At 42.5% G+C, this 15,269-nt stretch carries 13 protein-coding genes; 3 read left to right on the top strand and 10 right to left on the bottom strand.

Annotated features, from left to right (window positions below):
* The first annotated feature begins 36 nt into the window (after positions 1–36).
* Positions 37–1,347, top strand: a complete 1,311-nt coding sequence (locus BLP85_RS09000) for an ATP-binding protein (RefSeq protein ID WP_092819770.1) — start codon at positions 37–39, stop codon at positions 1,345–1,347.
* A gap of 342 nt (positions 1,348–1,689) precedes the next feature.
* Here BLP85_RS09000 and BLP85_RS08995 read toward each other — a convergent pair whose 3' ends face one another.
* The gene (locus BLP85_RS08995) at positions 1,690–2,391 is read right to left on the bottom strand and encodes a phosphatase PAP2 family protein (RefSeq protein ID WP_092819769.1); all 702 of its coding nucleotides are present in this window, start codon (positions 2,389–2,391) and stop codon (positions 1,690–1,692) included.
* 209 nt (positions 2,392–2,600) lie between these two features.
* On the opposite strand from BLP85_RS08995, the gene BLP85_RS08990 reads away from it, so the two are divergent.
* Positions 2,601–3,284, top strand: coding sequence for an HAD family hydrolase (locus BLP85_RS08990; RefSeq protein ID WP_092819768.1), 684 nt, complete (start codon positions 2,601–2,603; stop codon positions 3,282–3,284).
* Between the two features lie 122 nt (positions 3,285–3,406).
* Here BLP85_RS08990 and BLP85_RS08985 read toward each other — a convergent pair whose 3' ends face one another.
* The 6 genes from BLP85_RS08985 to BLP85_RS08960 form a co-directional block, all read right to left on the bottom strand.
* Positions 3,407–4,594, bottom strand: a complete 1,188-nt coding sequence (locus BLP85_RS08985) for an ammonium transporter (protein ID WP_092819767.1) — start codon at positions 4,592–4,594, stop codon at positions 3,407–3,409.
* Between the two features lie 437 nt (positions 4,595–5,031).
* The gene (locus tag BLP85_RS08980; RefSeq protein WP_171259691.1) at positions 5,032–5,757 is read right to left on the bottom strand and encodes an amino acid ABC transporter ATP-binding protein; all 726 of its coding nucleotides are present in this window, start codon (positions 5,755–5,757) and stop codon (positions 5,032–5,034) included.
* A 14-nt stretch (positions 5,758–5,771) separates the two neighbouring features.
* Positions 5,772–6,455 carry an ABC transporter permease subunit gene (locus BLP85_RS08975; RefSeq protein WP_092819765.1) on the bottom strand — a complete coding sequence of 228 codons (684 nt, stop codon included), beginning with the start codon at positions 6,453–6,455 and terminating at the stop codon, positions 5,772–5,774.
* On the bottom strand, positions 6,455–7,198 hold the full coding sequence (locus BLP85_RS08970) for an amino acid ABC transporter permease (protein ID WP_092819764.1): 744 nt from the start codon (positions 7,196–7,198) through the stop codon (positions 6,455–6,457). The genes BLP85_RS08975 and BLP85_RS08970 overlap by 1 nt, the downstream gene beginning before the upstream one ends.
* A 71-nt stretch (positions 7,199–7,269) precedes the next feature.
* A complete protein-coding gene (locus tag BLP85_RS08965; protein ID WP_092819763.1) occupies positions 7,270–8,211 on the bottom strand; it encodes a transporter substrate-binding domain-containing protein in 942 nt (313 codons plus the stop codon).
* 335 nt (positions 8,212–8,546) lie between these two features.
* On the bottom strand, positions 8,547–9,224 hold the full coding sequence (locus tag BLP85_RS08960; protein ID WP_092819762.1) for a YetF domain-containing protein: 678 nt from the start codon (positions 9,222–9,224) through the stop codon (positions 8,547–8,549).
* 256 nt (positions 9,225–9,480) lie between these two features.
* Here BLP85_RS08960 and BLP85_RS08955 point away from each other — a divergent pair, with 256 nt between their 5' ends.
* A complete protein-coding gene (locus BLP85_RS08955) occupies positions 9,481–10,506 on the top strand; it encodes a J domain-containing protein (RefSeq protein WP_092819761.1) in 1,026 nt (341 codons plus the stop codon).
* Positions 10,507–10,543: 37 nt separating this feature from the next.
* On the opposite strand, the gene BLP85_RS08950 is transcribed toward BLP85_RS08955, so the two are convergent.
* From BLP85_RS08950 to BLP85_RS08940, 3 genes are all read right to left on the bottom strand, one after another.
* A complete protein-coding gene (locus BLP85_RS08950; RefSeq protein ID WP_092819760.1) occupies positions 10,544–11,035 on the bottom strand; it encodes a hypothetical protein in 492 nt (163 codons plus the stop codon).
* A 4-nt stretch (positions 11,036–11,039) separates the two neighbouring features.
* A complete protein-coding gene (locus BLP85_RS08945) occupies positions 11,040–12,278 on the bottom strand; it encodes an AAA family ATPase (RefSeq protein WP_092819759.1) in 1,239 nt (412 codons plus the stop codon).
* 82 nt (positions 12,279–12,360) lie between these two features.
* Entirely contained in the window at positions 12,361–15,255 is a 2,895-nt protein-coding gene (locus tag BLP85_RS08940; RefSeq protein WP_092819758.1) for a valine--tRNA ligase, read from the bottom strand.
* Between the last annotated feature and the right edge of the window lie 14 nt (positions 15,256–15,269).

Genomic DNA, 15,269 nt, shown 5'->3' with positions numbered 1-15,269 from the left:
AGACAACCATAAAATCAGCTAGAAGGTCAGCCACTGGTGCAGTCACAGTATTCATTAAAAAAACGCCTGATTATTTATGTTTCGGTTTTTAGTATTGCCCTGGGCTGCTTGCTGATTTTTTCTGCTTACCGCATTGCACTGCAAGAAATTAACGAAGTCTTAGATGCGCAGATGCAGAATCTGGCAGAACGCGTCGCGCAGCATGATCCTGAACCGGTGCAAAGCCAGTTTGATCAGGCTAAGCATTATCATGAAGAAGACCTGTTTGTCGATGTCTGGTCTTATGCAAATGCAGAACATAAAACCCATGCCCTGAATTTGTTGGTGCATCCTGTGAAAAAAGCAGGATTTTATACCCATAAAACGGCACAAGGGGTTTGGCATACTTACATTTTGCCTTTAGAGCATTACCAGATTCAGGTGAGCCAGCAGCAATCGACACGGCAGCATTTGGCCCTGGAACTTGCCGGCAGTATGTTTATTCCTTATTTACTGTTCATGCCCTTTATCATCTGGGGACTGAGCTGGATTATTAGCCGCAGCCTGCAGCCTCTGGATGACTTTAAAGCAGAATTGGCACAACGTGGTTCGGAAGAGTTAAGTCCCATTGAGTCGAATACTTATCCCCTTGAAATTGTGCCGACCATTATGGAAATGAATCATCTGTTTGAACGGATTTCCTCTGCACAGCAGGAACAGCGGCAGTTTATTGCTGATGCAGCACATGAGCTGCGCACGCCTATCACTGCATTGAATTTACAGATGCAAATTCTGTTAAAACAGTTTCCAGATGCTCAGGAACTACAGAATCTCAGCAAAGGATTAATCCGGATTCAGCATTTGGTCAGCCAGCTGCTGAGTCTGGCAAAACAGGATGCTTCAATTCTGGAGGTCGAAACCAAACAGCAGTTTTTACTGAATCAGGTCGCAGTAAATTGCGTAGAACAGCTCGTTCATCTGGCCATGCAAAAAGAAATTGACTTGGGTATGGAACGTCAGGAAGACGTCCTGCTGCATTGCCAGGAATCTGCGGTACATTCCATTATTTATAACCTGATTGATAACGCGATTAAATACACGCCCAATCAGGGGGTGATTAATGTGTCGGTATTTGAGCAGGCGGGTTTTGCCATGATTCAGGTCGAAGACAGTGGACCCGGAATTTCTCCCGAACTGTATGAGCAAATTCTTAAGCGTTTTTATCGTGTCCATCATCATCTGGAAATAGGCAGTGGTCTGGGGCTGTCTATTGTGGATAAAGCCACAGAACGGCTCGGCGGCAAACTTTCATTTTCCAGGAGTGCAAGCCTGGGTGGCTTGCAGGTTAATGTGCAATTGCCACTCTAGCAGACACTGCTGTCCCATAGTTGAATTGTAGGTGTTAGATTTGTGAGTGTGGCAAGGATGCCACACATTCCCCATCACGACAGGATGTCGTGTATGGGGAATAAAAGACTTTTGCCTACTTTTGGTCTGTCAAAAGTAGGGTTCAGCCTACACAAAGTTACTTAAACTTTTAAAGAAAAGATAAGGCTGTGAAATAATTAAATATAAATAAATATCAAACATTTAAGTATAAAATATCATCATGTTGATTTGGTGCAGAAATAAAATTTAAATTATGGGACAGCAGTGCTCTAGCAGATCACTTTTCGCAGATGATGGGTTTTAGCAGATAGGTGTGAGCAGTTAAGTTTTCTCGGCCGCTTTATCCATGCTTTGGCCTAGTGCAAATCTTTGATAATTGAGTAGATAAAAACTCACGTTAACGAGCCAGATAATCCATGCTGTCCATAGGTTGTGGCTGAGAAAATGTGCCCCGCGCATCATTTGCGCCCAGCCCATGGCAAAACCTAAAATAAGCCCCGAGACCAGAAAAAAATAGGCACGCTTTTTATCGGAAAGCCTGAATACAAAAAAACCCGCCATCAGTGCAAAGCCGGTAGATGCATGTCCGCCCGGGAAACAGTGACCTTTGGTGGCAGAAAAATCCCAGAAAAACCCTTGATGGGTCGGAATGGTGATATTCCAGGGGCAGGCATGGGCAGACTGCGATTTTAACAGGCCAATAATCGAGGTGGACAGGATGACCAGCCCAAAGAAATAACCATAGGTCCAGCGTAAAGCTTTGACTTTCTCAAACTTGAACGATGCCAGCCAGATCATTAAAAAGCCGACATATACTGCAATAATCAGATTTTTGACATAACGATGGTTCAGTTCAGCTAAATACCAATTGTCACGTAACAGGAATTTCCCAGATTCACTGACCCAGGGATGAATCAGCGCAAGATCCAGCGCGCCCCCGATCGGAAAGAAAACCAAAAGCAGGCAGAAACTGATGATGAGAAAACAGCCCTGATAGAGCATGAAGCGTTGCTGATCGTGCATAGTAAAGATCAATTGATTTTAGTGCTGCGATTACAGCAATAAAAACTTAATCCAGACTTAAGCGCGCTTGAATCGGTGGGGAAAATCGCTGCAAAGGTATCGTGTTAAGTATGATGTTGGATTAAATGCTGATAAGCATATTCAGGAAAGAGCATAATGATATAAAGCTTCAATGCTACATTAGCGGCAAGATTTGTATAGGTATTCAAATGACTATTTGTGCTGTTTTATTCGACCTGGATAATACCTTAACCCATCGTGATCAAAGTATTCTGGCGTATAGCCAATATCTGGCACAGACCTATCAGCACCAGTTACAGCATGATGCAATTGGCCAAATTCAGGCGATTATCCGTCGCATTGATAATGGCGGTTACCCGAAAAAAGAATTGCTCACCCATCCCAGTATTGCCGCGTCTGTGGCTTATGCCTTGCAGCAGGAATTAACCTGGAAAAGCTTGCCCGATCTGGATGAGCTGACCCAGTTCTGGTTTCAGCAATTTGGATTATCCGCAGTGGCCATGCAGGGGGCCAGTCAGCTCTTAACTGAATTAAAACAGCAAGGTTATCAGCTGGCGGTTGTTTCCAATGGTGGTCATGCTACCCGTTTAACCATTTTACAGGGTTTGGGTTTTAGTCATTATTTTGATGAGATTGTCAGTTCGGAACGGGTCGGCATCAGTAAACCGAATCCGGAAATTTTTCTCTATACCAGCCAGAAGTTGGCCGTTGCACCAGAACATTGCCTTTTTGTGGGCGATCACCCGGTGAATGATGTGCAAGGCGCAACCCGTGCCGGAATGAATGCCTTATGGCTACAGGGTTTTCATGACGTTCAAGATCAGCCCATAAATCGCATTCAAAGTCTGGCGGAAATTAAGCAGTTTTTATAATTACTTGTACGCATTTATTGGGTCAGGCTAAAGCCACCATATAGAAAAAGAAAAAAAGCGACTTTTTAAAGTCGCTATTAAAATCATGATTCATTTTAAAGATTCGGTTTAAACCATCAGCTTTAAAAAATGGTTTCTTCTGAATTGGCAGAAATTTTATGAATGGATAAATCGGCACCACGGAATTCGTCTTCCTGTGATAAACGGATGCCCATGATGGCTTTCAGCGAACCGTAAACCGCAAGACCGCCTGCAAGTGCAACAGAGATTGCGATTAAGGTCCCGAGGATTTGCGAGATCATGGATACACCGCCTAAACCGCCGAGCCATTGCTGTCCGAAAATTCCGACTGCCAGGCCGCCAAAGGTGCCGCATACGCCGTGTAATGGCCACACACCAAGCACATCATCCACTTTCAGTTTGTTTTGGGTGTACGTGAACAGTTTGACAAAAATGATTCCGGCAATGCCGCCAATAATCAGTGCACCGACTGGGTGAACCACATCCGAACCTGCACAGATGGCAACCAGACCGGCCAAAGGACCATTGTGCAGGAAGCCCGGGTCATTCTTGCCCATGAAGTTGGCTGCAATGGTACCACCGACCATCGCCATCAGTGAGTTAATCGCAACCAGCCCAGAAATGGCATCCAGACGTTGTGCACTCATCACGTTAAAACCGAACCAGCCGACAATTAAAATCCATGAGCCAAGTGCCAGAAACGGAATGGAAGATGGCGGGTGTGCGCTGACGCGACCATCTTTTTTATAACGGCCATAACGCGCACCCAGTAAAATCACAGCCACCAGTGCAATCCAGCCGCCCATGGCGTGCACCACTACAGAACCGGCAAAATCATGGAAAGCTGCCCCAAAGGTTTTTGTTAGCCAGCCTTGTAATCCCAAGTTGCCATTCCAGGCGATGCCTTCAAAAAATGGGTAGACCAAGGCAACCAGTAATAAAGTGGCAATGGCTTGGGAACGCATTTTGGCCCGTTCAGCAATACCGCCGGAAATAATGGCAGGAATGGCAGCAGCAAAGGTTAGCAGAAAGAAGCAGCGCATCAGGTTATAGCCATGATCTGCGGCCAAGGTTGCCCCGATGTGGAAAAAATGTTCCCCATAAGCAATATAGTAGCCGACAAAAAAGTAGGCGATGGCAGAGATGGAAAAATCTGTCAAAATTTTACTCAGGGCATTGACCTGATTTTTATGTCGTACAGTGCCCAGTTCCAGGAATGCAAAACCTGCATGCATGGCTAAAACTAAAACCGCACCAAGAAGGAGAAAGAGTAAATCTATATTTTGCATTTTATGGCTCCATTTTAGTGCTTAAAATCACAAAAAGAAGATCAGTATAACCATGTGATTGTTTTCGTGAAGATGGTCGAAATGGGGAAATTTTGATTAAGGCGGAGAAAAAAAACACAAGACTCGATATAAAGCAATCACTTGCTGAAAGGTAAGGAGTCTGCACTGCTATGGTGCAACATTATTTAATTTAAATTATAAATAAACATATGATAATTGAATAAAATTTAAAAATTTTAAAGAAGTTATTTTTAAGGAGTTTTTATAGCACTGAATAGTGGCAAGTTTAGCCCGATAAAAATTTAAGTGCGCGCATCGCTTATTATGAACAAGAAATGAAAAAATATTTAAAGCTGGGCTGATTTGGTTCAGTTTTAGGAGTTGATCATAAAAAAACCAAGCCGCAGGCGTAGGGCTTGGTTAAATTGCACACTATTTTAGTGCAAGATTTTATTCAGGAACTGCTGAGCGCGATCACCGCGTTGGGTGTTAAAGAATTCATCCTTGGTGCAATCCTCAACAATTTTCCCCTGATCCATAAAGATCACCCGGTTAGCCACCTGGCGGGCGAAACCCATTTCGTGGGTCACGCACATCATGGTCATGCCTTCTTTGGCCAGTTCGACCATTACATCCAGCACTTCATTAATCATTTCAGGGTCGAGTGCTGAAGTGGGCTCATCAAACAGCATCGCAATCGGGTCCATGCTCAAGGCACGGGCAATCGCAACGCGCTGTTGCTGACCGCCGGAAAGCTGCGCAGGAAATTTAGAAGCATGTGCGCTGAGGCCAACACGGTCTAAATAAGCCAGCCCTTTTTTCGTGGCTTCGGCTTCAGAACGCCCCAATACTTTGACTTGGGCAATGGTCAGGTTTTCGGTAATGCTCAAATGCGGGAACAGCTCAAAATGCTGGAACACCATACCCACACGGCTGCGCAGTTTGGTCAGGTCGGTTTTGGGGTCCTTGATGGAAATCCCGTCCACAATGATATTGCCTTGCTGAAACGGTTCCAGTCCATTCACGGTTTTAATCAGGGTCGATTTACCTGAACCTGAAGGCCCGCACACCACTACCACTTCACCTTGGTGAATCTGGGTGGTACAGTCGGTCAATACCTGAAAATCTTTGTACCATTTACTGACATTCTGCAGGTCAATCATCACTTTACCATCAGTCATACAGTTAACTTCCTTTGTAATTTTTTAACGGCATAGGTCGCGATCATACTCACAGTGAAGTACACCAAACCTGCAAATAAAATATATTGGGTCAATAGCGACATCAGGTCGCCACGGACATAGTTGGTCCGGAAAAAGTCCAGCAAACCAATGGCATAAACCATGGTGGAATCCTGAAACAGAATAATGGTCTGTTGTAACAGCAGCGGTGTCATTTTACGGAAGGCCTGCGGCAGAATGATCAGCCGCATGGACTGGCCGTAACTCATGCCAAGGGCATAGGCGGCTGCGGTCTGACCTTTAGGAATGGACTGAATTCCGGCCCGGACAATTTCCGAAAAGTAAGCCGCTTCAAACAGCATAAAGGCCACGATACTCGACACCAAGGCGGTATCAATGGTCAGGTAATTCCCCGTGACTGCGGTATAGATAAACGGCACCGCAAAATAGAACCACATCAGTACCAAGAGCAAAGGGATAGAGCGAAACAGATTGACATAGCCTTGCGCAAATAAATTCAGGACTTTAAATGAGGACAGGCGCATTAAAGCCAGCAGGGTACCAATCAAAATACCGCCGATGGTGGCACTGAACACCACTTTCAAGGTAATGCTCAAACCATGCCACAAGGCAGGAGCAGACAATTGTAAGTCATTTAAAAATGCAGTGAGCCATTCCATTATTTATCTCCTGCAATCAGACCGGGAACACGTAAGCGTTTTTCCAGCATATTCATTGCCTGAATTAAACAGAAGTTAATCACAATGAAGATGATGGTCACATAGGTATAAATTTCGATGGTGTTCTGGGTATATTCACTGATGGTTTTCATCTGGGAAATAATTTCTGCCACACCGACCAGGGAGGCAACCGAAGTATTTTTGACACAGTTGGTCAGCTCGGAACTCAGTGGCGGTAAAATCATGCGGAAGGATTGCGGCAGAATGACATAACGGTAAAGCTGAGCAGTTGTAAAGCCCATGGCATAACCGGCATTCACCTGACCGACCGGCAAGGCTTCAATTCCGGTACGCACCTGTTCACAGACCCGTGCTGCGGTAAATAGCCCCAAACCGACACTGGCTGAAATCAGGGCCGTGGTATTGGCACCCAGATCATTCATCCACCATAATTTAATCGGCGTGGGTAAAAAGTTGGGAACCACATAAAACCAGATAAACAATTGAATGAGCAGGGGAACATTACGAAACAGGGTGACATAAGCGGTACCTATACCCCGTGCGGTTTTACTGGGCAATGTGCGCATGATACCTAGGATGCTGCCCAGAACCATGGCAATGCTCCAGGCCACAATGGCAATCACCAGCAGCCAGCCCAGCCCGGTCACAATCCAGTTCAGGTAGGTCGTGTCACCTACACCGGTAGACTGTAATAAAACTCCCCAGTTCCAACTATAATTCATAGTAACTCCTGAGTAGCATCAGGCAAAAAAGTCCTTTTTCTGCCTGATGGATAAAGTTGTTGTTCTAATGCTTATTGGTCACGATCATGCGGATTGCTGATTAAAGCCTTCAACTGATCGGACATCTGGAAGTTCAGATTAATATTTTTCGGTGGAATCGGCTGCTGGAACCATTTTTCATACATCTTGTTGATTTCACCAGAGCTATAGGTGGCTTTAATGGCGTCATCCACGACCTGTTTAAAGCCGGTATCACCTTTACGCAGCATACAGCCGTAAATTTCATGGATGGGTGCAGTTCCGACAATTTCCCATTTATTCGGATCAGCCGCCTTGGATTTTTCACCGGCAAGCAAGATGTCATCCATCATAAATGCCGCCGCACGGCCATTTTGCAGCATCAGGAATGATTCTGCATGGTCTTTGGCCGAAATGATTTCGCCAATGCCCAATTCCTGCTGATGCTGACGGATATAGCGTTCCGATGTCGTCCCCGCTGTGGTGACCAGTTTTTTACCTTTCAGGTCGGTAAAATCTTTCACTCCGGAATCTTTTGCCGTCAGCAAACGGGAGCCGACTTCAAAGAAGCCCACCGAGAAATCAACCTGTTGCTGACGTTCCTTGTTATTGGTGGTTGAGCCACATTCCAGATCTACCGTACCGTTTGATACCAGCGGAATCCGGTTTTGGCTGGTCACCAGGTTATAGCGAATTTTTAAATCCGGCATGTTCAGCTTTTTCTTCACCGCTTCTACAACTTTTAACTGTAAATCGTGTGCATAGCCCACCGGCTGATTCGGATTATCGGCAATATAGGAGAATGGAATGGAAGAGTCGCGATAGCCCAGCACAATGGTGCCAGACTTTTTAATTTTATCCAGCGTACCTGAAGCAGAGGCATCTCCACCGGCAGGCTTTTCAGAGGATGGAGCTTTATTGTCACTACACGCACTCAGACCGAGTATGAGTGTGCTTGCGCAAAGTAAAGAGGTGATATTACGTTTATATGTCATGTATAAAACTCCTTTTTATATCCTTATCATCAAGTGCCAAGTTGCCCATAGAAAGCCACTTATTTTTTTATGCAAAAGATGTTTTCTTTTCTGTCTATAAGTACATCAGTTTTCATCTTAAGCGAGTTTTGAAGGATTGCTCAAGCAAATTTTTTTACCGTTTTGTTACCAATAAATGACTATGAAATAAATGTTTTTTTGGTCAAAGCCTCTTAACGCGGAGCCTTAACTGCAGCAGGAAACATGCCAGCTGGAATATGAGTTTTACGGCTTCGACTAAAGTTCTACTCGCTAAATTTGAATAAAAGATAAAAAGAACTAGAGGGCGTTTCTGATTATCTGAGCATCTGTTCCTTGATAGCCTTGGCCCAGCGGCCACAGCCACAGCGCGGACAGGACTGCTCGGGCTGGTCAGGATGATCGACATAGCCACAGTACATGCAGGCATAAGGTGTGTTGGGTTCTATCTGATTAACTTTCTGATATTGCTTGGGAAACAGCGGCAAGCCATAACGGATGTCTTCAGGGCGAAAAAGCAGGATACTAAATTTACCATCGCTTTCGAGCAGCCCGGCACGCACCTGACCCAGATGTTCAATGCCTTGCTGGCGCATTTCGGCAAAGAACTCGTCGTGTGACATTTTCCCGCGCTTGATTTTCTCCAGTACCAATACACCATCTTCTACAATGTACAGCGACTTGCCTTCCAGTAAATCTTCAAAGGGCTGGTATTTCATCATCAGCCAGGTGGTCAGACGGTACATCATGATGATGACGCTCATGATTAGCAGTGCCTGAATTAAGGGCAAGTCTTCGGTAAACATCGGGTCGCCGGCAATCGAGCCGAGAGACAAAATAATGGCCAGTTCAAACACCGAAAGCTGCCGGACTCCGCGTTTCCCCGTCAGACGTAAAAACAGAATAATCATGATAAACATACACACACAGCGCACCACAATTTCAGCGGCAAATTCCCAGTTGGTGTCGTGTATGAAAATACTGGCCCAATCCATGTGTGCTTCCTTTCTCGGCTTTATTCATCATTCTTTTATACTATGCACGAGTAGAGCAGGAGGTATCTTTATATTTCGGTAAAGAACTGCAATTATTTTAGTGACTTAGTTAATTCAAAAAATTACCTGATCTGAAGCTATGTAATGCTAAGGCTTACTTGCTGAGTATTTTGCTATGTTTCAGTTTTACCGAAATGAGCCAAAAAATACATTCACATAAATCAGGTATAATTTTTCTTTTTCTTCTATCTTCCCTATGTCTTTTGCGCTGAAAACCACGCCACAAACGGTACTTGAAGTCTCACCACAGCATCAGAAGCTGAATCGTTTAATTGATGAGATTGAACAGCAGAAACAGTTATTGCTTGCATGGCAACATGCCAAAGATGACATTCGTGCGTATAGTCAAAAGGCGCTCATGCCTGCATATCGAGATTTATACAGTACGCTGTATGAGCAGATGCAGACCTTATGGAATGGCCTAAGTTTTTATAGTTTAAGTAAATCGGATCGCACGGTAGTCGAAGATAAAATTCAGAACTTAGCACGTTTACTGCAAGGCTCACATTTGCTCAGTCAAAAGCAGCTTGATGAAGTGGAAAAGATGCATGCTTATTATGAGCAGGTCATCGAGCACGCTCAGAAAAAATCGAAAAAGAAAGCCAAAGACAGTTTGAATGAAGCTGAAACGATTGAAGCCGATGATGCTTTTGAAGATTGGAACAGCGATCAATACCAACAAGCACGTGAGCAAGCAAAGTTAAAACGTCAGCAAGACAAACAAGCACAAGCTGAAAAGTTAGTGAATCAATCACTCAAAACCGTATATTTGAAAATTGCATCCATTATTCACCCTGACCGTGAGCCTGATGAATCCAAAAAAGCGGAAAAGACTGAACTGCTGCAACGCGTCAATAAAGCCTATGAACAGGAGGATTTATTCTTTTTGCTCAAACTACAGCTAGACGTAGAGCAAAGTAAAACTGGTTCAAATAAAGGTTTAAGCACAGAACAAGTAAAGTTTTACCAACAGGCCTTAGAAGCACAAAGCCAAGCTTTGCAAAAGCAGATTCAGGAGTTGATCGACTCACTTGTTTGGTCGAGTAAAGCCAAAATTGCGGTGCAAAAGTCGAAAGGGCAACTGAATATTGAGCAGTTGTATAAGCAGATTGATGCAGATATGTCGGCGGTGAAGCAACAGCTTAAAGCAGAAAAGCAACGACTTGGTTTTATGAGGAAAGAGAGTGGGTTGGAGATGTTGTTGGAGCATCAAGTTTTATGATTTACCTCTTCTAATAATAGAAGAGGTAAATGTACTCTTAAAGATGGATATCTGAATTAGGTTTTAATCTATCAAGAGTTATCCCAGAACTTTTTTTAAGCTTTCGTTTTATAATATCAAGTTCAGAGGATTTGCTAGGACAACGAGTTGTGACAGCATAAGCTTTTTTTGTCTTACATAAGTAGTCAGGATGATTGTTCTTAAGATAATCATGAGTAGCTTCTATTTGTAAAACAGCTTTTTCTAAGTCTTCCCCCTTTAATTCAATAAAAATAGTTTCTTTGAGTATAAGCTGTTGATTTGTACAAGTGATATTTGTAGGACAATTCACCATAGGGTTATTTAACCGACTTTTACAATCGTTTTCATAAACTTTATAAAGCCAATCACATTTATTGCCTACATTGATCAAACCGCCATCAATTTTAACTTCACAAATATAGTAGTTACTATTATGTAAGCGAAATGAAGATTTATTTTCTTTTTGAGAAAAAATCTTTTTACATGAGCAAGATTCGTAATTAGTCATAAAATTAATCTTGAGGCTCAAATTCTAATAATTGATTATAAATATTAGAAGCATGGCTAGATGCTTTATCTAATTCCTCTGAATCGATCATTGAATATTCTTCATTGATTATTGAATATAAAAAACCATCCTCTATTTTATAAGCACATATATCATTTATATCAATTGCTGACGTAGAAGGAAGAATATGATCGTATTCTTCTTGAGAAAGTAATCCTCTCTTCATTAAGTCTTTTGCATATAAGTAGTTATTAAGCTCACTTAAAATGTATGGACTATGGGTAGTAATAAAGAAGTTGAAACTATTATTATACATATTTGTTAAAAGTTTAATAATTTTTGCTTGTGAAATAGGAAAAAGATGTGCCTCTGGCTCTTCTATAAAAATATAGCTTTCATCTTGGATGTAGGAAAGTACAGCAAGAGTTATTAACATCGGTAGAGCTTCTTGTTGCCCTGAAGAAGTATGAATAACTTCTGTTTTACTATTATTGTTAACTAAAAAAATTTTATCATCTATTTTTGAGATTTCACCACCTAAAATATCTTTAATAAATTGAGTAGGTAAGATCTCTGCAAGATCATTTTTATTTCTTAGGAAGAATGAAAGATAAACTTCATATAATCTTCCGAAATCAACTAATAAAGGGTCTAAATTATTTCTACTACTTAAGATAGTAAATAAGTTTTCTTGAAATTGGGAAAAGAAAGATCTAGATGCAGGAATAAAATTTGCATCTTCAATGAAAATTTTTAGGTCTGAATTTTTTAACCAATTACGTATCTGTTCTTTATATAAGAATTCAACAGGTAATGAATATTTCATTTCTTTAGAAGACTTATTTTCATCCATTTCTTCTAATAAAATACTCATTTTATCTAAGCATTTTTTATATGCGGTAACGATTTTAGGGTCAAAGCTTACGAGTAATTTCCCTGCATCATTACTTATTCTTATCAATAAATTATCACTGTGATAGGTAATAGAGAAATCTTGATGTTCCCATGCATAACTAGGAAAAAGAGAAGTAAAACGCTCTATAAAAGATTCACTAAATTGCTCAAAAGTTTCAATTTTTGAAATATTTTTTCTCAGTGATGACTCACAACTTTTAAAAAAATACACTGTTTTTGCAAGTACACTCTTACCAGTTCCTTGTGAACCGATAATAACATTAATTTTTTTAATATCTAAAAATGCTTCTTTAATAACTAAGAAGTTTTTTACAACTAAAGTTTCCATATAACCTTTATATGTAAGAAGACTATAACGTCAATCTAAACTGAAATGACGTTATAGTCCATAGACTAGATGTTTTATGTAATTAAAGCGCCGCAATTTGCTCCATATTCGCTTTAATCTTCGCTAACTGGTCAGCAAATTCAGCAAGTTTAACTTTCTCGCCTTCAACTACCGCAGCAGGTGCTTTCGCCACAAAACCTTCATTTGCAAGTTTAGTTGCAATTTGGTCATGTTGCTTTTGAACCTTGTCTAAGTCTTTTTGTAGACGACCTAATTCCGCTTTAGGGTCAATGAGGCCCTTCATTGGAACGAATACAGACACGTGACCGACTACAGATGAAGAAGACAATGGTGGTTGTTCGCCATCAGCCAAGAAGGTAATGCTTTCAACTTTTGCCAATGCTTTAAACAATGGTTCAATACGAGCAATCTGCGCTTTTTCAGCATCAGTGGTATTTTGCAGAAGAACAGGTAACAAACGTGCATTACCTAAGCCCATCTCACCACGAATGTTACGTACTGCACCAATCAAACCTTGCAGCCATTGCATATCCGCTTCAGCCTGTTCATTGATAAGCGCTTGGTCAGCAACAGGGTACTGAGCCAACATAATTGTTTCGCCCGAAATGTTTAACTTGGGCGCAAGCGTTTGCCAGATTTCTTCTGTCAAATATGGCATTAACGGATGCGCTAAACGTAAAGATGCTTCCATTACCGCAAGAAGAACACGACGCACTTCTGCTTTACGCTCAACCGATACGTTTTCATCATTCAGAACAGGCTTAGTCAGCTCTACATACCAGTCACAGTATTCATTCCAAATGAACTCGTAAATCGCTTGTGCAGCCAAGTCTAAACGGTAAGTCGCGAATGCTGTTTGCACCGCTTGTTCCGCTTTTTGTAGACGGCTCACGATCCATTGTTCAGGCAATTCCCAAAGGTCTTGACGAACTTCCTGACCAATCACTTGCTCTTCGCAGTTCATCATCACGAAACGGGTTGCGTTCCAGATTTTGTTGGCAAAGTTACGGTAACCTTCTACACGTTTCATGTCGAACTTAATGTCACGACCGGTGTTGGCAAGCGCACAGAAGGTGAAGCGAACAGCGTCTGTACCGTAAGACTGAATGCCTTCAGGGAATTCCTTACGGGTAGATTTTTCAATCTTCGCTGCCTGTTTCGGGTTCATCAAACCTGTTGTACGTTTTTGTACCAGGGTTTCCAGATCCACACCGTCAATCAAATCTAATGGGTCAAGCACGTTACCTTTAGATTTAGACATCTTCTGACCTTCGCCATCACGTACCAAACCATGTACATACACAGTTTTAAACGGTACTTGTGGTGTGCCATCTTCATTTTTCATGAAGTGCATCGTAAGCATAATCATACGTGCAACCCAGAAGAAGATGATGTCAAAGCCAGTCACCAATACATCAGTCGGGTGGAAGGTATTTAAGAAATAGTTTTCTTTATCTTTCGCTTCATCACCTGTCCAACCTAAGGTTGAGAATGTCCAAAGACCTGAAGAGAACCATGTATCTAATACGTCTTCGTCTTGGCTTAACTGAACATCGGCAGGAATGTTGTTTTTCGCACGAACTTCCGCTTCGTCGCGACCAACGAAAACATTGCCTTCAGCATCGTACCAAGCAGGGATACGGTGACCCCACCACAATTGACGAGAGATACACCAGTCTTGAATGTTGTTCATCCACGCCATGTACATGTTGCTGTACTGCTCAGGTACAAACTTAATACGACCGTCTTGAACCGCTTCAATGGCAGGCCCAGCAAGTGGTGCAATCTTCACATACCATTGGTCAGTCAATAATGGCTCAACGATTACACCTGAACGGTCACCACGAGGTGGTTTCAAGGTATATGGTTGAATTTGGTCTAACCAACCTTCAGCTTCCGCTTGAGCTACTAACTTTTTACGTGCTTCAAAACGCTCTAAACCAATATAGTCTGCAGGGGCAGGAATGGTTTTAGAAATTTGCTCGCCGGCTTTTGCGATGTATTCAAACTCAGCCAACACTTCAGCATTTTTGTTGAAGATGTTGATGATTGGAAGTTCACAGCGTTTACCTACTTCATAGTCATTGAAGTCGTGTGCAGGGGTAATTTTTACACAGCCTGTACCGAATTCTTTATCAACGTATTCATCTTTAACGATAGGAACCGCACGACCTGTAATTGGCAGGATGATGTTCTTACCGACTAAATCTGCGTAGCGTTCATCATCCAGCGCAACGGCAACTGCTGTATCACCGAGCAATGTTTCAGGACGAGTCGTTGCAACCACGATGTAATCTTTACCATCGTGCGTGCGAAGTGATTTATCTTCAAAGAAATATTTGAAATGCCAGAGTGAACCTTGTTCTTCTTTATCAGACTCAACTTCCAGGTCAGAAAGGGCAGTTTGCAGTTTAGGGTCCCAGTTCACCAGGCGTTTGCCACGGTAGATGAGGCCTTCTTCATGCAGTTTCACGAACACTTCTTTTACTGCGTTAGATAGACCTTCATCCATGGTGAAGCGTTCACGTGACCAGTCTACAGAAGAACCCAAACGACGGATTTGACGGGTAATGTTACCGCCAGACTGTTCTTTCCATTCCCAGACTTTTTCGATGAACTTTTCACGACCCAGGTCATGACGGCTAATACCTTCTGCACCCAGCTGACGCTCTACCACCATTTGCGTTGCAATACCGGCGTGGTCCGTACCCGGTTGCCAAAGCGTATTTTTGCCAGACATACGGTTGTAACGCGTCAAGGCATCCATGATGGCATTGTTAAAACCATGACCCATGTGCAAGCTACCAGTGACGTTTGGCGGCGGAATCATGATACAGAAAGACTCGCCTTTTTCAGACGGCTTAAAGTAACCACGCTCTTCCCACGTTTGGTACCATTTTTTCTCGATCTCGGTCGGATCGTAGGTTGTAGCAATATTTTGCGCTGAATCAGTCATAGTTCGAACAGATC

The sequence above is a fragment of the Acinetobacter kookii genome (assembly GCF_900096895.1).
In the GTDB taxonomy this organism is placed as follows: domain Bacteria; phylum Pseudomonadota; class Gammaproteobacteria; order Pseudomonadales; family Moraxellaceae; genus Acinetobacter; species Acinetobacter kookii.
This window is presented reverse-complemented; position numbering and strand designations above follow the sequence as displayed.

Excerpts from the sequence above, each read along its gene's own strand:
- BLP85_RS08955 (WP_092819761.1), top strand. The coding sequence starts at position 9,481 with ATGTCTTTTGCGCTGAAAACCACGCCACAAACGGTACTTGAAGTCTCA.
- BLP85_RS08970 (WP_092819764.1), bottom strand. The coding sequence starts at position 7,198 with ATGAATTATAGTTGGAACTGGGGAGTTTTATTACAGTCTACCGGTGTA.
- BLP85_RS08940 (WP_092819758.1), bottom strand. The coding sequence starts at position 15,255 with ATGACTGATTCAGCGCAAAATATTGCTACAACCTACGATCCGACCGAG.
- BLP85_RS08960 (WP_092819762.1), bottom strand. The coding sequence starts at position 9,224 with ATGGATTGGGCCAGTATTTTCATACACGACACCAACTGGGAATTTGCC.
- BLP85_RS08990 (WP_092819768.1), top strand. The coding sequence starts at position 2,601 with ATGACTATTTGTGCTGTTTTATTCGACCTGGATAATACCTTAACCCAT.
- BLP85_RS08980 (WP_171259691.1), bottom strand. The coding sequence starts at position 5,757 with ATGATTGACCTGCAGAATGTCAGTAAATGGTACAAAGATTTTCAGGTA.
- BLP85_RS08950 (WP_092819760.1), bottom strand. The coding sequence starts at position 11,035 with ATGACTAATTACGAATCTTGCTCATGTAAAAAGATTTTTTCTCAAAAA.
- BLP85_RS08945 (WP_092819759.1), bottom strand. The coding sequence starts at position 12,278 with ATGGAAACTTTAGTTGTAAAAAACTTCTTAGTTATTAAAGAAGCATTT.
- BLP85_RS08995 (WP_092819769.1), bottom strand. The coding sequence starts at position 2,391 with ATGCACGATCAGCAACGCTTCATGCTCTATCAGGGCTGTTTTCTCATC.
- BLP85_RS08965 (WP_092819763.1), bottom strand. The coding sequence starts at position 8,211 with ATGACATATAAACGTAATATCACCTCTTTACTTTGCGCAAGCACACTC.
- BLP85_RS08975 (WP_092819765.1), bottom strand. The coding sequence starts at position 6,455 with ATGGAATGGCTCACTGCATTTTTAAATGACTTACAATTGTCTGCTCCT.
- BLP85_RS08985 (WP_092819767.1), bottom strand. The coding sequence starts at position 4,594 with ATGCAAAATATAGATTTACTCTTTCTCCTTCTTGGTGCGGTTTTAGTT.